This is a genomic window from Streptomyces virginiae (assembly GCF_040638905.1).
Lineage (GTDB): Bacteria > Actinomycetota > Actinomycetes > Streptomycetales > Streptomycetaceae > Streptomyces > Streptomyces virginiae_B.
In genome coordinates this window covers 1-19,534 of sequence record NZ_JBEZYV010000062.1, presented here as the reverse complement: position 1 = coordinate 19,534, position 19,534 = coordinate 1, and the positions used below count along the sequence as shown (strand labels likewise).

Genomic DNA, 19,534 nt, shown 5'->3' with positions numbered 1-19,534 from the left:
AACCTGGACTGAAATGTCTGTTTTGTTCTCTGGTTAAAAGACTGGCTCCCGGACTTCATGAGGCTGTCCGCCGACTGTCACAGGCGCGTGACAGGGGTGGTTGAGTAGCTGCTGACCTGCCTCTTCACCGCGTCAGGGTGAGGCTGTGCGTGGTGGCGACGGCCTGGACAGCGTGGTGGAGGCCGCCGGCCCCTCTGGCGGCAGAGCGCCCGGCGACGCTCGGCGTGCTGGACAGGGGACGGCCGCGCAGGCTAAGGGTATGGAGCAGGCGCCGATCCTCGTGCACCGGATCTCCCCGTCGGGCGGCCGACGGGTCGTGATCAGGATCCGCGGTGTCGACACCGTCCTCGGCGTCGCTCACAGCGATCGGGACCTGATCGAGTTCCTGCAGTCCCTCGACATCCCCGACTGCGACGCGCTGGTCCTCGGCGACTCCGAGGTCATCGCATGGCAAGGCGGGAAGCCGCATCAGTACGAGGTCGGCGAGGGCGAGGAGTGACCGACTCCCCGGCATTCCCGGCGAGCGGTAGGTGGCTGGATCCGGTGGCGCCCCAGGTCGTGTCGTCAGACTCCGCGGGGCCGGCGGGGCCCGCCCTTCGGGCGGCCGACGCACCTTGACGACACTCCCCAGGGCGGTACGGCGAGCACGACCGAGGGCCCGACGAACCGGAAGGCGGCAACGGGCGCCGACGCCGAGTACCCGGCCGCGCGCACATTCGGCTCTCCGCCTCACCCACCCGTCCTAGCCCGGACGAGCACCGGCGCACGCTCCGACAACTGTGTGAGCAGGATCGATTCATTTCCTCCAAGAGGGTTGCCTACCGCGTCCGGGAACGTGCACGGCGGCCGGGGCAGGGAATCCTATGCAGCAGACGCGGCACAGGAGTGCGGCGCGCCCCGTGGGCCCTACAGAGGGAAAGGGCGGCTCTCGGCTGCCGCCTCCAACCCGGCCCATCGCCCGGCCCATCGCCCGGCCACCCGGCCGCCCGCCGGTGCGGCACGACGCTCTGCGACCTTCACCATCCCGGAAGGAACCCGCAACCCCCATGAGTGACGACATCGCCTACGCGAAGATCCACCCCGCGATCGGAGTGGCCCGGGTGGGCAACAGCACCCGCGACGACGGGTGGTACTACGGCCCCGAGACACCGGACCCCGACCCGATGCCGGCCGGCTCCCTCAAGGACGACACCGGCGCCTTCAAGCGCCAGGCGGCCCGCTTCCGCCTCTACGGATACGACAGCGCCGGCAACGTCGTACGCGAGCTGACGAACGACAACGCCTCGATCGAGTGGGGCGTCCACGTCGCGAACCAGAAAGCCGCCTGGTACGAGTTCAGGCTCGCCCTCGACATCCCCGACACTCAGGGCCACAGTACGCCGAGGCGCAACAAGGGCATCGACCGCCGCAGCCTCGTCATCGACCCCGGCCGCAAGACCCTGCGCGCCGGCACCGGCCAGACCGTGGAGTTCACCGGCGGCACGTTCCAGGGCATCCCGGTCCCGCTGGGCCGGATGCACACCGACGAAAGCGGCCGCCTCGTGGTGCTCGGCGGCTCCGGCCGGTCCGCCGCGAAGAACAACGAGCCACTGCACTCGTACGGAAACAACGACGGCTGGTACGACGACATCTCCGACGGTCCGGTCACCGCCACCCTCAGCGTGGACGGCCGCCGCATCGAGGTCCGACCCGCCTGGGTCGTGGTGGGCCCGCCCAACTACGCGCCGGACATCAAGACCGTGCGCACCCTGTACGACCTGCTCCTCGACGTCTTCGTCAGCAAGGGCCAATTGCCCCGGCCCGCTCAGGTGTCCTTCAAACACCACATCGCGCCCCTGCTCGAGCGCTTCAGCAACCTGCAGTGGGTCAACAAGGGCTTCGCCACCCACTTCGGCTGCGACGGCCCGCAGGACTTCACCACCACCGAACTGCAGCGCCGCCTCTCCCAGCCCGGGACCGTCTACCGCGAGCTGCGCCGCCAGGTGTACACCGCCATGCGCGACTACCAGCGGGACGGAGTGGCGCCGATGACCTGGCCGTGGTTCTACGGCGACGGCATGACCAGCCGCCCCAAGTCACCGCGACAGTACATGACCCTGTCGGCCCTCCAGATGGACATGCTGCTCAGGTGGTCCAAGGGCGACTTCGTCGAGACCTCCGGGCCCGACTCCCCGCGCCGCCTGGAGGACGCGCCCCTCGCCGAGCAGCCCGGGCTCCTCGACCGCGCCGCCCTCGACTTCTGCCTCGCCGATGCCTTCCACCCCGGTTGCGAGGTGACCTGGCCGATCCGGCACGCGACGATGTTCGCCGAGCCGTTCCGCATCCTGCACCGCGCCGAGGGAGAGGCGGAGCCCGACTACGGCGAGGAGCTCACTCCGGAGAAGGCCCTGGCCGCAGACGGTCCCCTGCACGCGCAGGGCCCGGGCGGCCTGACCCGGTGGATGGCCATCCCCTGGCAGACGGACACCGCCAGCTGCCGCTCGGGCTACGAGTCCACCGCCGGCCTGGGCCCCCGGTACGACCCCCATCTGCCGACCTTCTGGCCCGCCCGAGTGCCCAACCACGTGCTGACCGAGCGCGACTTCCGGATCGTCAACAAGGAGGGCGGCCTGACACCCTCCGAGGACGAGCGCACGGCGGCCTTCGCCAACCGGGCCTCCTGGCTGCGAGGCCTGAAGGGCACGTACGAAGACCAGTTGAAGCAGGCCGCCGCGGAGTGGCACCGCTTCGGCGTCGTGGAGACCCGCCGCTACACCGTCCGGGACAACAAGTACCCGCCGCGCTTCCAGGTCGAGTCCGAGCCCGGCTTCGCCCTCGAAGGGGTCTCGGACGACCGGAACCTGGTCACCCTGCACGTATCGCAGACCGCCGACGACACCACCCGGGACGCCGAAGTGTCCCGCCTCGCCGAGGACGTCGGCGTCGCCCCCGAGAACATCACCGTCGGCTACATCGACAAACTCGACCCCTTCGGGGAGGAAGCCGCCAACGGCACCGGCCGCCACGAGGGTTCTTCGTGGCGGTGGACCACACCGGTCCCCGGGCCGCCGCCGCGCCCGCGTACGACGTGGTGGTCGCCGGCGGCGGCCCGGCCGGCGCCGCCGCCCTGGCGCTGTGCCGCGCCGGGCGCACCATCCTGCTCGCCGACGCCGCCACCGGACCGCCGCCCGTCGGCGAGGCGCTCCCGGCAGCCGCGCGCGTCCTTCTCCGCGACCTCGACGCACAGGACGTCCTCGACGAGCGCCACCACCTGCCCTGCTACGCAAACCTGTCCGCCTGGGGCTCGGACGACCTCGCCGCCCAGAACAGCATCCTCGACCCGCACGGCCACGGCTGGCACCTGGACCGCGGCCGCTTCGACCGGAATCTGCGCGAGCGCGCCCGCCTCCTCGGCACCGATGTCGCCGAACGCACCTCGGCCCGCCCCGCCGACCGCTCCGGGGACGGCACCTGGACCGTGGAACTACGCGGCCCCCGCGAGCGGCGCACCGTGCGCTGCCGCTGGCTGGTCGACGCCACCGGCCGCCGAGCGGGCCCGGCCACCGCGGCCGGCGCCCGCCGGGTGGTCCACGACCGGCTGGTCGCGCTCTGCCTGACCCTGCCCCCCTCGACCACGCCGGCCCCCGACGCCTCGACCCTCGTGGAGGCCGCACCGGACGGCTGGTGGTACACGGCGCTGCTGCCCGCCGGCCACCGGCTGCTCGCCCGCTACACCGACGCAGACTTGCTTGCCGCCCGGCAGGGCGGCGCCGACCTGCTCACCGACGTCGCCCGCACCCGCCACACCGGCGCCCGGGTGTCCGCCCACCCGTGGCCGGCCGCCGCCGCACGGCGCGCGCCCGCCCACACCGTCCGCCTGGACGCCGTCCACGGCGGCGGGTGGGTCGCCGCCGGCGACGCCGCCGCCTTCGACCCGCTGTCGTCCCAGGGCATCCTCACCGCCCTGTACACCGGCATGCGGGCCGGCCAGGCGGTCCACGACCACCTCGGCGGCGATCGCACCGCCCTCACCCGCTACGCCGCCGAACTCGACACGATCACCGCCACCCACCTGCGCAACCGGCGCACCTTCTACGGCCTCGAACACCGATGGCCCCGGCACGCCTTCTGGCGCCGCCGCCACACCACCGGCCCGACGGATCCCGCCGACGGCCGACCGAACACCCGACCCGACACGATCCCAACCCCAGGAGTGCCCGCATGACCATCACCGACACCACCTCCGCGTCCGACGCCGGAGCCCCCCGCCACGGCCACAGGTTCCTGCTCATCGGCACCGACACGATCTTCGCCTACCACCTCCCGCTCTACCACGTCGCCGTCCACGCCTTCCAGATGATCACCAAGTTCGGCCTGGACGGGAGCCTGCGGAAGAAGTACCTCAACGACCTCGGGAACCACGAGGACCGGCAGGTGTACTACTCCCTGTTCTCCGAGGGCCACTGGCCCCTGAAGGAGATCGTCGACGGCACCCGCACCTCGCTGCAGGTGGAACTCGAGCGGGTGACCGTCGACAGCACCGGCGCTCGCACTTTCACCAAGATCCTCGACGAGACCACCGCCACCTGCCGCAAGCAGGACGTCGTCCACTACAAGCCCCTCGACGCCACCGACTACCCCGAGCACCTCACCTACCTCGCCTTCGGCGAGGGTTCCGAGGTCCACCTCGCCCACCAGCTCGCCGCCTCGCCGAACTGGGACGAGGTCATCACCACCTCGAACCCCGCCGGCTTCGAGCAGAGCGACCTCGACCACGCCGCCGCCCTCACCATCCCCGCCATCAAGGACCCGAAGGGCGTCGTCAAGACGAGCCCCCTGGTGAAGGGCAAGCCCTACGAAGGCCAGATCGGGACCCGCGAGGTCACCTTCACCGCCGGGCGCCAAGGCTGGTGGAACCACAGCAGCCTCAACAACAAGTAGGCGAACACCGGGCGCCGTACTGCATGGCGGGCGGCCATAGTCGGCGTCCTGACGGCGGCTCGCCATGCCGTCGCCGTGGAAGCAGCACCCTGCAACGCGGCCCCACCGGCTTCGGCCGGCGGGGCCGCGTCTGTCCGGAGACAACTGTTTGGGGACAACTGGCTGGGGATACAGGCCGGGCCAGGGCCGGCAGCGGCTCAAAAGGCGTCCTTGCCGCTCGGCCGACCGCGCCGTTACCGTCCGGCGGATGCCTGACTCCTATGCCGATCTGTCGCGCTTCTACGACCTCGTCATGACCTCGGGATACTACGACTACGACGCCTACGCACATGCCCTCCTGACGCGTATCGGTACCCGCGCGGACGTGCTGGAGCTGGGGATGGGCACAGGACTGGTCGCCGACCGGCTGCTGGCCCTGGGCCCCGACGACCTGCGCCTCACCGGCATCGACCACACCGACAGCATGCTGGCCCAGGCCCGCCACAGACTGGGCGGCCGCGCCCGGTTCCGCCGCGAAGACGTCCTGGACATGTCCTTTCCCCCGGCCTTCGACGTCGCGTACTCCGTCGGCGGCGTCTGGTACATCGTCCAGGACGGCGAGGAGTCCTGGCTGAGCAGCCACCTCATGGAGGAGAAGGACAACGAGACAGGGCTGACCAACCTCGCCGCCGCCATCCGGCCCGGCGGTTCCCTGCTGCTCTCCGTCCAGGGCCCCACCGACGCGCTGACCGAACCCTGCCCGGAGGTCTGCTCCACACGCAGCACGTCGCGATCGACGCCGAAGGCCGGCACACCAAGGACTGGTTGTGGCTCACCAGCGCCTCCGCTTCCGGCTCTTCCCCCGCGAAACGGCTGACCGTCTCCTGACGCGATGCGGATTTCACCTGCAGGGAAGCGACGGCGTGCTGTGGCAACCATTGCCGTACTGCGCTCCGACCCGTGTCCAGACACGGCCTTGAAGGCACGGTCCGCCTTCAGCGCCCGCCCACTGTCGGCGCATTCGGGGTACGCGCTGTTGCGGCGCCAGCCTACCGAGGGGCGGCCCCAGAGGTGCTGTCCTTCGGTAGGCTGGCTGCCGGGTTACGCGTCCGGAGCGCTCAGCGGCGTGGAAGTGATGTGTGCCATGGGGGCACAGCGGACCTGGTAGCGGCCGTTGGGGACGTGTTCGCCCATAGCGAGCCGCACGGTGAGCAGCCCGGCCCATTCGTACCCCTTGACCTCGCCGTGGCGCTCCAAACGGTCGGTTAGCTCCTGCCCCAAGACCGTGAGGTGCGGACCGATCTCGGCGTACACGTCCGGAGGCAGCTCGACGGCGTACACGTTCGGTGCAACGGTGCGGTGGGAGCTGCACACAATGGCCTGCTCGTCGCATGTTCGGAGCAGCGCCTCGACCACTTCGGCCTCCACCGCATCCCTGCCCAACAGCTTCTCGGCCAGTGCCTGCTCAGCCTGTTCGATCGCCCGCTCCCAGCCCTTCAGTGTGCCCATGAACCGCACCTGCCCGGGTTTTGCGACGTCACGCGCCGGCGGCGCGGCGGACATGCCCGGTATCACACGGGGGTGGTTGTTGCGGCCGCCGAGCCGCTGGGAGCGGAGCGCCGCAAGGGCGCCTGGGGGTGAGCCGAAGTTTGGTGGGGCAGGCCGGGGTTTTGCAGTGTTGGCCAGCCCGCACCCGTACCGGGTAAAGGTCAAGGAGCTCCTCCGCGCAGCTGGCACCCTGGTGTCCCCCGCGCTGGCGAAGTACAAGGCGCACGGATCGGGAGGATGGGCACAGGCCCTGTGTCCCTGTCCGGCGCAGGCGGGTGGGCCGAGGGGGTGCGCTTGAACAAGCAGCCGCCTTATCCTCGCGGGCATGTCTTACGAGGAGGAAGGACCGCGTCCGGCCGACGTACTGCGCGCGTCTTACGGTGCCTTCGACGCCGTCGTCACCACCATCACGGATGAGCGGTCGTGGCTGTCGACCGGCTGTGCCGGCTGGGCGGTGCGCGATCTTGTCTTCCACTGTCTGAGCGACGCGCAACGCGGCCTGGTGGCGCTGCACACGCCTGCCGGACGGGCGCCGGACCGTGACGCGGTCACCTATTGGGAAGATTGGCGCCCGGAACCCCTGGGCGCGGCCAACGGTCGGAGGTTCACTCGGGTCGTCGCCAGTATGTTCCCGCACATCAATCAACTGTGCGAGCTGTATTCGCAGACTGCGGCCGCAGTGGTGAACGCCGCGGCCAGTGCCGCACCCGACCAGCCCGTTGCCACCCAGGGCCACGTGCTGAAGGCCGGCGATCTGATCCGCACGCTGGCCGTCGAGGCGACGATCCACCATCTCGACCTCGTCGTGTCACTCCCTGACGCACCAGGCCCCTCGGCAGAAGGGCTTGGCCAAGCGCGCCGCACGCTGGACGGGTTACTGGGCCGCCCGGTGCCAGCGCCGTGGGACGACGCGCAGTACGCACGCGTGGCGACCGGACGCGCGCCGTTGTCCGATACCGACCGAGATCGCTTGGGTGCGGACGCCGCCCGATTCCCCCTGTTCGCATAGCCCCCACCCACAGGCCCCCGGGCAGGCTGACCGACGTCAGCAGACTGGCCGAGAAACGAAAGACTGCGCAAAGGCTATTGGTGACAAGGCGCATGCCTCATCGGGCAACCAGCTTGCTTCAGACGATCCCCACGACCAGCTCACCCCATCCCGAAGGTGACAGCCACCGTGCTTCGGCTCCATTCGACAGGCCGCCGTACAACGCTCTGGCGGCGGCCCGCTCCTGAATTCGCACTCCGAATCAAGGCCGAGCTCACCACGCCCCGGGCGGAAGTCGAAGGGACGGGAAGTGCGGACCCGGTCGACTTCAGCGGCCGATGGGACGTCACCCCCGGCAACTTCGTCTACCTGGAGGTAGACGACGCTGGGCTCAACGACATTCAGCTCTACACCGACGGGCCGAAGAAGGTCTTCCCCCGCCCCGCCCCGACCCGGACGGACCGCTCCTCTGACCCTCATCAAAGTTCCGCGTCGTAAATCTGGCGCCCGGTCCGGCACATGGCGGCGGCACGGCCCCCGACTCACGAGAGCTTCGCTGTGAGCGCCAGCCGTCTGACCTGCGGAGTTGCGCAACCATCCGACGGACGGTCCCGCAAGGAGCTTGCTGCGACGCGCGCCAGCCAGGGTCAGACGGCCTTCGACCGGTTCACCGAGTCTTCGGCGAGCAGGCGGGCCGGCTTGCGCTCGGCGGCACCGTCGGGCCGACTCTGTGCACCGGGTTGTCCATCCGGGCCAGGTACAGCGCTCCTTACCGTGTCGGCGGGTTGATTCCGGTCCTTCGTACGATCGGGAGACCCGGGGGCCTGGGCGTGACTGTGCAGCGCTCATGCCGTGGTTGTTGCTTTGACTGATGGGCCGCCCAGGGCCCCGGAAGTAACCCGTCGCCCCAGACGGACTGGTTCGCATGTGGCTATTCATGTCCGCTCGAACCGGCCGTACGGGTCACCACCGCCAGCCCGGGCGGGCCGGCTACTCCTGCAGACTCGGCGCGGCTCCCTGGTCCAAACCGATTCCCCGACCTGGTCGCAGCCGCCGAGCAGCTACCGGGGGCGATCTGACCACGGCCGCGCTATGGGCGCGTCGTGCCCGTCCGCTTGGGAGGTAGAGGCAGCCGAGGGCTTCTTCGCGGGCGTGGCACCGCTACCGACGCCCGACGGCAGCCCTGGCCCCGACTGCGCACCGCACTTGGCCTTTGACTGCCGACCGTGCGAATCGTTCCTGCGGTGAATGTCTGCGGCTGCGTGGGTGAGCACAGCGCGCTATGTCTTCGGTGGAGGTGAGCAGGCCGGTAGAAGACGGGGGTCGTTCCGTCGTACTGAGGGGTGTTCGTGATGAGCCGAGGCTTGATCGTCGTGGATGTGCAGAAGGACTTCTGTGAAGGAGGCAGTGTTCCCGTCGCGGGAGGCGCGCGGATCGCCACCGCGATCGCCGAGCTGGTGGAGCAGGGCGCGGACGGTGACTACCAGTACGTCGTGGCCACCCGCGACCACCACATCGACCCGGGCGGCCACTTCTCCTCGAACCCGGACTTCAAGGACAGCTTCCCCGTCCACTGCGTCGCCGGAGACGACGGCGGAGAATTCCACCCGAACTTCGCCCCCACCGCCGCCAGCGGCAAGGTTCACGCGATCTTCTTCAAGGGCGCCCACAGCGCGTCCAAGAGCGGCTTCGAAGGTGCGGACGCCGAAGGCACCCTCCTCGCGGACTGGCTCCGCGCACGCGGTGTGCGGAACGTCGACGTGGTGGGCATCGCAACCGACCACTGCGTGCGCGCCACCGCCCTGGACGCTGCCGCGGCTGGATTCGGAACCCGGGTACGCCTGGACTACACCGTCGGTGTCGCCCCCGACACCATTGCCTCCACTCTGGACGACTTCCGCCAGGCAGGCGTCAAGGTGTCCGGCAAGGCACCGGCGCCGAAGTAGCCCAGCAGGCACGACGCCGCCCTCAACGCCGTGGCGGTCCACGCTCGCGGAGCCGGTTCTGCGACAGCTCGTTGGCCTGGGGGGTGCACGCCCCTGCCCCGGGGGTGCGTCGATTCCGGCGGGGCGCCCGGGACTGGCGTCCTCCAGGATTGGCCCACGGCGAAAAGAGCGATAGTCGGCAGCGCTCCCGCCCTGCGGCGCGGGGGAGCCGTGCGGTTCGGCCGGGCGGCCCGGTCCGGCTGCTGCGCTTTCTCGTCTTCCTGGTGAGGGAGAGGCGCGGGCGGGGCGGCCGCACCGTTGGGGCGTGCGCGGGCGAGGCCCGATGATCAGAGCGCTCTGGCGGCAGTAGCACCGGGCCGCCCCACCACCCACTGCGGCAAGAGGTCCGGCGCGCGGACCGGGCGGAGCGGAACCCGCTGGCCGGCTGCAAGGAGCTGGCCCCGTCATGAGAACGGCCTCCCCTTGGAGGATGAGGGGAGGCCGATCCATGCAGGGCCTTACACTGCGGCTGGTTCACACGGCGCTGGATGTGCCGGCGCGACGATTGCGCCGGGGCCAGAACTTGGTGTTATCAGTGCTTGCCGTGGTGGTCGGCCTTGTGGTGCCCGTCCGAGCCGCTGGCGTTGATGCAGGTGTTGCCGAAGGCGGGGTTGAGGATGCCGACGATGTTGACGGTGTTGCCGCAGAGGTTGACCGGGATGTGGATGGGCACCTGGACGACGTTGCCGGACAGGACACCCGGGGAGCCGATGGCAGCGCCCTCTGCCGTGGCGTCGGCGGCGGCCATGCCGGCACCGCCTGCAAGGACGGCACCAGCGGCGGCGGTCACGGCTACGGCCTTGGCGATTCGGAACATCAAGATCTCCTTGAGCTGACTCTGCCGCGGGAAGTGCGGCACGGACGACGTCCCCCACAACGGCCGGAGGCGCCGGCCCGTTACGGAAGTTGGGCCGAACCGGTGAGATCTGCCAGCCTTGCCGCTCCAGAGTGCGGACGGCTACGGCATTCGGCTGCGTTCCTTCGTGCCGCACCGGGCTTACGCAAGACCCGGCAAGACGTCCAAAGCGCCACACCCGGCTCACACAACTGCCGACTGCACAGCCGACTACGCATCCTTCTACGCCGCCCGACCCGCGCCCTCACCATCGGGGCCGTCACAGGCCTCGCCTTATACCGGGAACACACCTCGCCGACCCCCTCGCCGACCCCCTCGCCGTCGCCATCGGCGACGCCAGCCTCAGGGCGCAGTACGAACCATGCCCGTCCTGCCGCCCGACCTGCTCCGCTGCGGACGCTGGTCACCTACCTGCCCGGCGAACTCGGCTGGGCCGAACAAGCTCTTGCCGTCGCCGAGGTGCGAGGCACTCGCCCTATACCGGGTGCGGGGACACACCGGATAAGCGCTCATTCGCTGAGCCGGTGCTTTCGCGTCTTTGGCCCCGCCTACAGCGGGGCCAAAGACATTTCGGCCCACCACGGTTTTCGGACCGCAGCGTCGGTGTCGCGGCCCGGTGCCCGGTGCCGGCGGTCGAGCAGGCCAGAACGCGCCAGCAGCGCCCATCGGCCGAGGATCGGAACGAGGGGACCCCAATGCCCGGTGACGGTCGGCGCACATCTCCTCAGCTCTCGCGTGCAGCCCAGCGCCTACATGACCGGACACCCGCAAAGGGATAGCGTGCACATGACGTCACCGTCGGCCTGCACCCCCTAAAGACCGCGGTGATGTGCGGCGGCCGGCGTCTGTTCAGGTGCCGACGGCGGTCACGCCGAACATCAGGGTTCGGCGGCTGACGTCGTAGTGCACGGTCGGTGTGCTGCGCAGGAGATCCTGGAGGACGTCGGCGTCGTCGGCGTCGACGGTCAGTACCTCTTCCCAGGCTCCTTCGTCCAGCACGAGCTGCAGGGTGAGGGTGCCTGGGGCAGCGGGCTCACCGGCCACCCAGCTGAACTGGTAGTGGCTGAGTTGGCGCACCTTGATGCTGTCGTCCGTGACGGGCTGCGTCACCTTGGTCGTGGTAGCTCTGGCCATATCCTGTCTCCTTGCGTGGAGGACGTCGGTTGTGGTGGGCGGATTGGACTTGGGCCAGCGACCAGATGGCAGGGGCAGCCTTCGGCACAGGGCCGAAGGGGCCGGCTGGCCTGCAAGTTCAGCAGTGGCCGGCCATCGGGCCGTGGTGGCAGGCGCGGCGTACGGCGGCCATACCGGTTCCCCCGGCCATGACCAAGGGTGAGGCGGCCCGGCGCAGCATCCCCTGCCTCTGCTGCTCAGGGCGCTGCTGCTCGCCGTGCAGGGCGTTCAGCACCAGCACCCCGGCCGTCAGAGCGGGCACGGCCCACTGCAGCAGCGCGAGGTGGCGCTGCGCCTGATCCATTTTCACCGGGTGGTCCTCGGCCGCTGCCTGGTCTTCGGAGTCCGGGGACGAGGCGAGTTCGATCTTCTTGCCCAGGACGCGGCTGTAGGCGGTGGCGGCGAGCGCGGCTCCGGTGAGGACCGTCTTGGCGAGGGTGGAGGCACCCACACCGCTCTGGTAGGCCACCCGTGCACTGTTGGCTCCCAGCAGGCCGGCGCCGCCCACAAGGTGGGCGCCGATCGCGGCCGCGTTCACCGGCGTCCAGGCAGCCCAGCCGGCGCTGGCGATCCGCGAGGCGAGAACCGGCTCCTTCACGGCGTTGCGCGCCGCTCCGTTCAACCCGACGGCCCCCATGAGAGAACCCCCGAACCAAGCTGCCAGACCGATGTCATGCAGACTGCGCATGACCGTGTTGCGTTCAGACATGTGAGTCCTTCCAAACACACGCGTGCCCGCGGGCGCAGGCACCGAACTCAGGCTCACGGTGATCGGCCGTGCCTGCCAGACGAGGCGCGCACTTGGACGAATCCGGCCTCCGCACAGCCGGTGTGGGACGGCCAGTGCGCAGCAGCTCCGGCCGCCTTCGCGGCGGGTGCCGCTCCTTCGGCCGTGCCCGCCGGGGCGCCGGCGCAGGAGAAGGCCGATCTGCGGGCCGCCTGGCAGACGCGGTGCGCTTCTGGGGCCGCTGACCGAGGGGCTGATGACCGCGCGTACATCGAAGCCTGACCACTGAACCGCAACGTGCCCCGGATCCGGCTTGGGTCCGGGGCGCCGGCGTGTCTGCTCGATCGTGGGCAGACAGGGCGGTGCCGTCGTACCGCCGCCGCGCCAGGGGCGTGCTGCAGCTCAGTTCGCGGGCCAGGGGCTGGCCGCGCGGCGCTGGTAGAGGGCGAGGGCCTGGTCGATGAGCCCGATGCCAGCCTGTGTAGTGTTCTTCCGCAGCATGCTGCAGTTTCCGGTGAGGCGGACGACCGCGCTCTGCTCATCCAGAGAGACGATCTCGTAGCGCAACAGGCCGAAGGTTCCGGACATGTCACCGTGAGCCAGGGAGCTGCACGCGCTCCACAACGTCAGCAGCAGCTGTCCTTCCAGAGGACCGTCCGCGCCGGCCTCCGCCACGATGGTTGTGTACTGCGGAGCGCCTAGCCAGGACTTCAACGTCCGCGGGGGTACCCCCGCGGCTAGAGCAAGCCGACGCACCTCCTCTTCAAGGACCCGCTGTTCCCGCGCTGGCTCGGCCCCGAAGTTCCTGTGCAGTTTCGTGGTGGTCGCGACCGCGCTCGGCACGAGCGAGGCAGCCGCCCGCAGGTACGTGAACGGCTACCGCCACCCCTGAGGGACGCCCACCGTCCGGCCGGCCGGAAGGCGGGATCGCCCCGCCTCCGAGTCGAGGTCACGGTCGCGGCCCACCCATTGGGCCCGGCGACCGACCGACCGGCCCGGCTCCGGTTGAGTTCAGGCATTGCGTCACCCGGATGCGGGTGAGCGGTGAGACTGGCAGCCATGTGGAGGGGACTGGAGACGCAGGAAGCACAGGCCGCGGCCCACGGCGTGATGCCGTGGCTCCCACCGACCGGGAAACTCACTCTGCAGGCCCTGCGGAAGCTGGACCGGCCGCTGCCAGCCCGGGCACCCGAATTCCAGGCATACCGGTTCGACTCCGCCGCCTACCACGCCCAGTTCGCCGACGAGGGCCTGTCCACGCTGGAGCAGCAGATCACCGCACTCCCGCCGCGCCGGGGGTGGAAGCTGGAACGGGTTCGGGCACCGGACCCGGACTCCGGTGACGCGCACGTCGACGAGTGCGAGAAGGCAGGCGTCACGATCGGCGGCCACCCCTGCACCCCGCGACCTGGACACCCAAGCCGCCCTCGCCTATGAGTACGCCAGCCTGTGCCCGAGGGCGACGACTTCAGTGCCCCCGATGACGCCACGGGGCCTGGACGATCTCACCGGCGACCTCGACACGGCCCTGGCGTGGGCGGCCACCGGCGACTGCGCCCTCCAGCAGACCCTGCCCCACCCCTTCCACGACGTCCTCCTCTACGGCGACAACGACAACCGCCCGCCCAGCGGATTGCCTTCGCCTACGCCTCTCTGCTGACGCTGAAGGACCCCGCCGCCGCGGCCCCGTGGTTCACCGCGCTCGTCTACCTCAACCCGCCGGACAACCAGGGCGCGCGCCCTGGCCCCCGAAGGGCCCAAGGGCGCGTACCTGATCCGCTGAGCTTGTTCTTTAACCTTCTGGATGCTGCGAGTGTTGCTCGGTGGAACAAATTGCGATGCGCACCGGCAGTAAGCCGGTCAAACTCGCGGACATGACTGTGAAGATCACTCGTATCAACCCCGAGCAGCTCCACGAGACGCCCGGCTATCACCACATCACCGTGGTGGAGACCGGTCGTACGGCCTACCTGGCGGGGCAGTGCCCTCTCGATCGGAGTGGTTCCCTCGTCGGTTCCGGATCGCTTGAGGTGCAAGTCGACCAGGTTGTCGTGAACGCACTCGCTGCCTTGGCTGCGGTTGATGCCGAGCCGGAACAGGTGGTGCGCTCGGTGATCTATGTGCGGAGCGACGACAGAGACGTTCTGGGCGTCGCTTGGCGTCGGCTCACCGACTCAGCTCTCGGGCCGGCGTTCACCACCGCCAGCACGCTGTTGGGTGTTGCGCAACTCGGCTTCACGGGGCAGCTCATTGAAGTGGACCTCACCGTGGCGCTGCCCGACTGAGTCTCTTCGTCTCCAGGTGTCGAAAGTCGTCTCCGGCACCAGCGGGACAACGTCGCCGACGCCGAGGGCCGCAGCGCCAGGGCCGGTGGGCGCCACGATCCCGCACGGGGGCCGCGTACGGGGCTCCGGGCGAGCGGTGCGAGGCCCGCCACAGTGCGGGAAAGTGCGCGAATCACGGGCCGGGGTGCGAGTGCACGCTGTGCCCGATGACCACCGACCCGGACGAGACCAGGGAGTGGCCGGAGGACTAGACGGCCGTTTCCGGCGTCGAGGGGTTGGTCGTCAAAGCCATGAACCTCGCTGCGGTCCGGAGTGCGCGACCGCGCCTGGACCAAGATCCGCCGCCGCAACACCACCGAAGCGATCATCGGTGCGATCACCGGCACCCTCACCCGCCCCAAGCTTTGGGGGCACGTTCGGGTGAAATGCGTGCATCGCTCAGGCGGCTGTGACGGATATGTCCGCGTCTGGTAACCGGCGTCGGCGGGGGCTGCCGTGGGGGTCGTGTCGGGTCGAGAGTGTGGCCCTCGGCTCACTTCGGGCCGATCTCGACAAGTCCCTCTGCCGCCTGTTTCGGCTGGTGGGGCGTTGTTCTTGAGGGGCGCCATCCATGTCTTCTGCTTCTTCCTCCGTACGCCGTATCGCGGCCACCGTCCTGGCCGCCGGTGCGATCGTCTCCGCCGCCGCGCTGCCGGCGGCCGCGCACGACGGTGATCGTCATCACCAGCGGCACCCGCGGGTGGAGACCGGCCGGGTCCAGGCCGACAGCCCCGGAGGCGACGACCGCTCCAACCGGTCCCTGAACGCGGAATGGGTGGAGATCACCAACGCCACCCGCGACGCCATCAACCTCGGCGGCTGGACCCTGCGCGACAACGACGGCACCGCTTCCGCTTCGACGACGTCCGCCTCGCCGGCCGCGCCACCCTCCGCATCCACACCGGCAACGGCCGCGACCCCCGCACCGACCACTTCCAGGACCGCCGCGACTACGTCTGGGACAACCGCTCCGACACCGCCACCCTGCGCGACGACCGCGGCCGAACCGTCGACACCGAATCCTGGGGCCGCCGCGGCTGACCCCCCGTCACCCGCAGGCCCCGCACGATGCCGGGGATTCTGCGCGACGGGACCCCACAGGGCCGTCGCCTCACCGGGTGACGGTCCGCACTGCTGATCGTGGCTTTGTGCACGTCGAAGAGCAGCGTTTCGGCAGCAATTCGGGAGTCACCCTGGCCATCCGCGCCGAGCCGTTGTTCATGACGACGGGAGGCACGGCCCACCGCTGGGAAGTCGTACCGACGGTCTGGGCGTTTCCCGAGCTTGTCCGACCTTTGGGGGGCATCGGTACAGCGGTGCTCCGGGACAACGGCTGCCTCGGCGCTGGGCGGGTCTTCTGGGTCGCCGACCTGGGACCCGCACGCCAATGGTTCGAGGCGTCTGGGCGACACGGCGGCTTTGGGCATCTATGCCCGTATCTGGTACGGCAGCGTGCTAGAGATATGGGAAGAATAATCCCAAAGCAGGAGGTATACGACGATGCGCACGACTCTTCTCCGTGTGACGGTCGCGCTGGGTGCAACGGCAGTGCTGGCCATCTGCGGCGCCGGCGCGGCCAGCGCCGACGGCGTGGGCAACGCCGACGGCGTGGGCAACGCAGGCATCGGCAACACAGGCGTGGGCAACGCAGGCATCGGCAACGCAGGCGTGGGCAATGCAGGCGCTTTCAACGACGGCATCGGCAATGCGGGGATTGCCAACTGGGGTCTGGGCAACGCGGGCATCGCCAACACGGGCATCGGCAGCCACGGCATCGGCAATTCAGGCATCGGCAGCTCCGGCATCGGCAATTGAGACGGGCTCACGGCCCCCGCACTACCGGGACGCACGACGCGTCCGGCTGACGCCGGGCCGGTCCACCCGGGCCGCCCGCTCCACCAGCGGCCGGCCCGGGTGTGGCGTCGAGTAGCGGCACGCGAGGATGGCGCACCGCGCGCTCGGCTTTACCTTGTTGCACGAGAACTTGGATGTCCTCCGGCGGCGGGCGGCTGCTGCCGCCCGTGAGCGCAGATCGGCGGCCGCCGCGGGTCGCCGCCGAGGACCTCTTCCGTGCCGCCTGCACGCTAAGGGCTGTCCCGTAATCCCCGGCGGGCGCACGACGACAGCCCCGGCACCTCGCCGCGTTGTCGGAACGCCCGGATACGCCCAGTATCAGCACGCTCCTCCGCCTTGCGATGCACCGCGTCTGACGCCGCGCGCTGATCCACCGGGGATTACGGGACAGCCCTTAGGCGTCGCACGACCCCCTGTGGCTTGTTGCCCCCGTTCTAGTGAACATGGACGGAGGAAGCGCGGCGACCCACCCCAGTTCGAACCCGTGCTGGCAAAGGCGCGCCCCGCATCGGTCCGGGACGGCCACGCGTCCGCCCCGACCGCGTGCGGGCCGACAAGGCGTACGCCTCCCACAGAAACCGCGCCTACCTGCGCCGTCGCGGGATCCGATGCACCATCCCGGACAAGGCCGACCAGGCGCGCAACCGTCGAAGGCTCGGCGCCCGTGGCGGCCGGCCGTCGCGCTTTGACCCGGTCGACTACCGCGCGCCACGCGGTCGAGTGCGGAATCAACCGCCTCGGGCGCCACCGCGCCGTCGCCACGCGCTACGACAAGCTCGCCGTCCGCTACGAGGCGACCGTCCTGATTGCAGCTCTGAACGAATGGCTTTGATCGGAGGTGGCCTTCCCGTCCTCGTTCACCAGTCCCGGCCGGCGGTCAGTTCCTCCGCATCCGCTTCCGTGAACCCGTATGCCGACGCGACGAAGCAGAACTCGTCACAGATCCACTCCCGCGCCACCGTCTCGATTCCGCTCCCGGCCGCCACGAACTCCCTGTCCAGCAGGTTGAACTCCTCCGTCGCAGCCTGGGTGAGCGCATACAAACTCTCAAGGTCCGTCGGTCGCTCGGCCTCAACGCGCTCACACAGCCGCAGCAGGATCGCCTTTCCCTGGTCGACCACGTGATCAGGGAAGTACGAGTCGTCATACATCTGCCGCAAGAACATGCGTCCCGTTATCTGCTGGTTTGTGATCGGCATGGCACGTCCCTCCGCGAAAAGCTCACGCGCCGATCATGCACAGCACCACTGACAACGACGCCTCCGAAGGCCGGTGTGGATGCGGATCGTGGCGCGGCCGGCGATGCGACGTTGCCGAAGCGGTAGCGGTAGCGGTAGCGGATGCCGTCGGGCGTCCGGGTCAGCCGTGCTCGTCCGATGGCTGCTGGGCAGGTTGGACCGACCAGCTCGGTGGCTCGTCGTTGTCTGAGTCCTCGTCGCGCTCCGCGTCGGCGGATGTCGCATGGATCTTGCCCGACGCGTGGTGGACCGGCGCGTATACGGCGTAGAGCTTCAGGGTCTCGTCACCGATGTTGGTGACGTTGTGCCAAGTGCCAGCAGGCACGAAGATCGCCCAGCCATCCTCGACCTCCCGGTCGAAGTCGAGTCGATCCTTCGTGCGGCCCATCTGGACGCGACCCCGGCCCGCATCGAGTCGTAGGAATTGGTCAGTCTCCGGGTGGGCCTCCAAGCCGATGTCCTCACCCGCCGGAATCGACATCAGGGTCAACTGGAGGTACTTCCCGGACCAGGCGACCGCGCGATAGTTCGTGTTCTCGAGTGTCGCCTTCTCGAGGTCGAAGCTTTGCGGTTCCGGCCCGATGTCCTTGATGGTCATATTTCTCTCCCGGTCAACGAAGACGGTATGCGCTGGCGTTCTTGCGCCAGCCCACGTCAGCGTTCTCAGAGCCCTGGGCTCTTCTGGCCACAAGCACGTGAGCCGCTACCGCACAAGCGGTCGCGACCCCTTGCCACATTCCTCCGTGCGTCCGGTCGTGCAGTCGATGACAGTCTTGCCAGCCAGGCGCCGACGCGACACCTCCATGATCGAGTGCCTGTCCGCGCACTCCAGCAGGATCCGCAACCGCCGAGCCTGAGCCTGGACCGTTGTACGACGACACACGCAGCCCTCCGGCACTGCCCGCTGGGCATCGGTTGCCGACAACGGCGGAATCTTCGGAGCAGGACGACTCATGCCGAACTAACGCCAAACCTCGGATTGAGGTCACTAGTACTGTGACCGGGAAGGTTCGCCGGGTTGCGTGGCTGAGCCTGCTGCGGCGGACGAGGAGGGCGTGCATGACGCGGAGGCCGTCGATGGACCACCGCTGAGATGATCTCCATGTGGGCGCTACCCATGGCGCCGGAGCCGTCATGGGTAGCGCCCGAGCGGAATCAGGGAAGGGGACCAGGTGAGGCGTGGGCAGCGAATCGCCGCGAGGGCGGCCGTGCTGCTGGTGGTGTTCGCCGGGTTCTGGGGTGGGGCGTCCGTGCCGTGGGCCGATGGCGAAGCGCTGACGGAGCGGCAGCTGGTAGACGCTCTACCGCGCGGCGAGGACCTTCCGGGACACCGGGTGGACGTGCAGCGGCCCCACAGCGAGTTCGGGGGTGCCACCGCGCCTTGTCGTCCGCTGGCCGACGTCCTGTGGGCGCCCCATCCCCACACGTGGACGGCCCGGGCCCGCGTCGCCACCAGACTCGTGGGCAGCGGCGGTGATGGGCCGCCCGGGTTTTCGCTGGAGCTGACCAGCTACTCCGAGGAGCAGGCTACCGCCTTCATGAGCGGGTTGGAGAAGGCCCTGCCCCGCTGCGCCGTGTTCGAGGGCCAGCCGCACTTCGAGGAGTGGCCGAGGAAGTTCACGCTGCAGCCCGTGCGGGCGCCGAAGGGAGCTGGCGACGGGGCCGTCGCGTTCGACCTCGATGGCGGCGGGCCCGGCGCCGACGGGTTGAGGCGTTTCACCGTGGTCCGCATCGGCGGTGTGATCGCCGTGTACGTCGGGAAGGTAGCGACCGGAGTCCAGGCGCAGGTGCACCACAGGCTCACCCGGTAGCCGGTAGCCGGTAGCCGGGATGCGACGGCCAGGAGCTGCTAGTGCTGTGACCGGGAAGGTTCGCCGGGTTGCTCGTTGTGCTGGTTGGAAATGAGTTCTCCAAGCAGCGTGGGGAGGCGGGATGGCGAAAC

The 19,534-nt window shown here is 69.6% G+C and carries 18 protein-coding genes and 3 pseudogenes; 14 read left to right on the top strand and 7 right to left on the bottom strand.

The window, feature by feature from the left end; genetic code table 11:
* Positions 1-259: 259 nt before the first annotated feature.
* The 5 genes and pseudogenes from AB0F82_RS37640 (at position 260) to AB0F82_RS37620 (ending at position 5,776) form a co-directional block, all read left to right on the top strand.
* Positions 260-499 carry a hypothetical protein gene (locus AB0F82_RS37640; protein WP_356812251.1) on the top strand — a complete coding sequence of 80 codons (240 nt, stop codon included), beginning with the start codon at positions 260-262 and terminating at the stop codon, positions 497-499.
* Positions 500-863: 364 nt separating this feature from the next.
* A pseudogene (locus tag AB0F82_RS37635) lies at positions 864-2,483 on the top strand (LodA/GoxA family CTQ-dependent oxidase); the annotation flags it as partial.
* A complete protein-coding gene (locus AB0F82_RS37630; protein WP_362636070.1) occupies positions 2,438-4,204 on the top strand; it encodes a tryptophan 7-halogenase in 1,767 nt (588 codons plus the stop codon). The pseudogene AB0F82_RS37635 and the gene AB0F82_RS37630, both read left to right, overlap by 46 nt.
* Positions 4,201-4,920 carry a hypothetical protein gene (locus AB0F82_RS37625; RefSeq protein ID WP_362636065.1) on the top strand — a complete coding sequence of 240 codons (720 nt, stop codon included), beginning with the start codon at positions 4,201-4,203 and terminating at the stop codon, positions 4,918-4,920. Before AB0F82_RS37630 ends, AB0F82_RS37625 begins: the two co-directional genes overlap by 4 nt.
* Positions 4,921-5,167: 247 nt before the next feature.
* Positions 5,168-5,776: a class I SAM-dependent methyltransferase gene (locus AB0F82_RS37620; RefSeq protein WP_362636062.1), complete on the top strand. Its 609-nt coding sequence runs from the start codon at positions 5,168-5,170 to the stop codon at positions 5,774-5,776.
* A gap of 224 nt (positions 5,777-6,000) precedes the next feature.
* Here the strand turns inward: AB0F82_RS37620 and AB0F82_RS37615 are convergent, their stop codons facing one another.
* Positions 6,001-6,408, bottom strand: coding sequence for a DUF3662 domain-containing protein (locus AB0F82_RS37615; protein ID WP_362636060.1), 408 nt, complete (start codon positions 6,406-6,408; stop codon positions 6,001-6,003).
* A 364-nt stretch (positions 6,409-6,772) separates the two neighbouring features.
* Between AB0F82_RS37615 and AB0F82_RS37610 the strand changes: the two genes are divergently transcribed.
* A complete protein-coding gene (locus AB0F82_RS37610; RefSeq protein ID WP_362636057.1) occupies positions 6,773-7,456 on the top strand; it encodes a maleylpyruvate isomerase N-terminal domain-containing protein in 684 nt (227 codons plus the stop codon).
* A 1,331-nt stretch (positions 7,457-8,787) separates the two neighbouring features.
* A complete protein-coding gene (locus AB0F82_RS37605; protein ID WP_362636055.1) occupies positions 8,788-9,381 on the top strand; it encodes an isochorismatase family protein in 594 nt (197 codons plus the stop codon).
* 571 nt (positions 9,382-9,952) lie between these two features.
* On the opposite strand, the gene AB0F82_RS37600 is transcribed toward AB0F82_RS37605, so the two are convergent.
* The 4 genes from AB0F82_RS37600 to AB0F82_RS37585 all read right to left on the bottom strand — a co-directional run bounded on the left by AB0F82_RS37600 (position 9,953) and on the right by AB0F82_RS37585 (position 12,851).
* Positions 9,953-10,237, bottom strand: a complete 285-nt coding sequence (locus AB0F82_RS37600; RefSeq protein WP_362636052.1) for a chaplin — start codon at positions 10,235-10,237, stop codon at positions 9,953-9,955.
* Positions 10,238-11,125: 888 nt separating this feature from the next.
* Complete coding sequence (locus AB0F82_RS37595; protein ID WP_345491774.1) at positions 11,126-11,410, bottom strand: hypothetical protein; 285 nt, start codon at positions 11,408-11,410, stop codon at positions 11,126-11,128.
* A gap of 118 nt (positions 11,411-11,528) precedes the next feature.
* Positions 11,529-12,158, bottom strand: coding sequence for a hypothetical protein (locus tag AB0F82_RS37590; protein ID WP_362636049.1), 630 nt, complete (start codon positions 12,156-12,158; stop codon positions 11,529-11,531).
* Between the two features lie 420 nt (positions 12,159-12,578).
* The gene (locus tag AB0F82_RS37585) at positions 12,579-12,851 is read right to left on the bottom strand and encodes a hypothetical protein (protein WP_362636047.1); all 273 of its coding nucleotides are present in this window, start codon (positions 12,849-12,851) and stop codon (positions 12,579-12,581) included.
* Between the two features lie 384 nt (positions 12,852-13,235).
* Between AB0F82_RS37585 and AB0F82_RS37580 the strand changes: the two genes are divergently transcribed.
* From AB0F82_RS37580 to AB0F82_RS37555, 6 genes and pseudogenes are all read left to right on the top strand, one after another.
* Positions 13,236-13,613 (top strand): hypothetical protein, encoded by a 378-nt coding sequence (locus AB0F82_RS37580; RefSeq protein ID WP_362636044.1) that lies wholly within the window; start codon positions 13,236-13,238, stop codon positions 13,611-13,613.
* Between the two features lie 43 nt (positions 13,614-13,656).
* Positions 13,657-13,836, top strand: coding sequence for a hypothetical protein (locus AB0F82_RS37575; protein ID WP_362636042.1), 180 nt, complete (start codon positions 13,657-13,659; stop codon positions 13,834-13,836).
* 214 nt (positions 13,837-14,050) lie between these two features.
* Complete coding sequence (locus AB0F82_RS37570) at positions 14,051-14,461, top strand: RidA family protein (RefSeq protein ID WP_362636068.1); 411 nt, start codon at positions 14,051-14,053, stop codon at positions 14,459-14,461.
* A 610-nt stretch (positions 14,462-15,071) separates the two neighbouring features.
* Positions 15,072-15,541, top strand: a pseudogene (locus tag AB0F82_RS37565) (lamin tail domain-containing protein).
* 480 nt (positions 15,542-16,021) lie between these two features.
* The gene (locus AB0F82_RS37560; RefSeq protein WP_362636039.1) at positions 16,022-16,315 is read left to right on the top strand and encodes a hypothetical protein; all 294 of its coding nucleotides are present in this window, start codon (positions 16,022-16,024) and stop codon (positions 16,313-16,315) included.
* 540 nt (positions 16,316-16,855) lie between these two features.
* Positions 16,856-17,186, top strand: a pseudogene (locus AB0F82_RS37555) (transposase); the annotation flags it as partial.
* A 25-nt stretch (positions 17,187-17,211) separates the two neighbouring features.
* On the opposite strand, the gene AB0F82_RS37550 reads toward AB0F82_RS37555, so the two are convergent.
* Together AB0F82_RS37550 and AB0F82_RS37545 are read right to left on the bottom strand one after the other, a co-directional pair.
* On the bottom strand, positions 17,212-17,553 hold the full coding sequence (locus tag AB0F82_RS37550; protein WP_362636036.1) for a DUF5713 family protein: 342 nt from the start codon (positions 17,551-17,553) through the stop codon (positions 17,212-17,214).
* Positions 17,554-17,713: 160 nt separating this feature from the next.
* The gene (locus tag AB0F82_RS37545; RefSeq protein ID WP_362636033.1) at positions 17,714-18,190 is read right to left on the bottom strand and encodes a cupin domain-containing protein; all 477 of its coding nucleotides are present in this window, start codon (positions 18,188-18,190) and stop codon (positions 17,714-17,716) included.
* 574 nt (positions 18,191-18,764) lie between these two features.
* Between AB0F82_RS37545 and AB0F82_RS37540 the strand changes: the two genes are divergently transcribed.
* Positions 18,765-19,403 carry a hypothetical protein gene (locus AB0F82_RS37540; protein WP_362636031.1) on the top strand — a complete coding sequence of 213 codons (639 nt, stop codon included), beginning with the start codon at positions 18,765-18,767 and terminating at the stop codon, positions 19,401-19,403.
* Positions 19,404-19,534 lie beyond the last annotated feature (131 nt).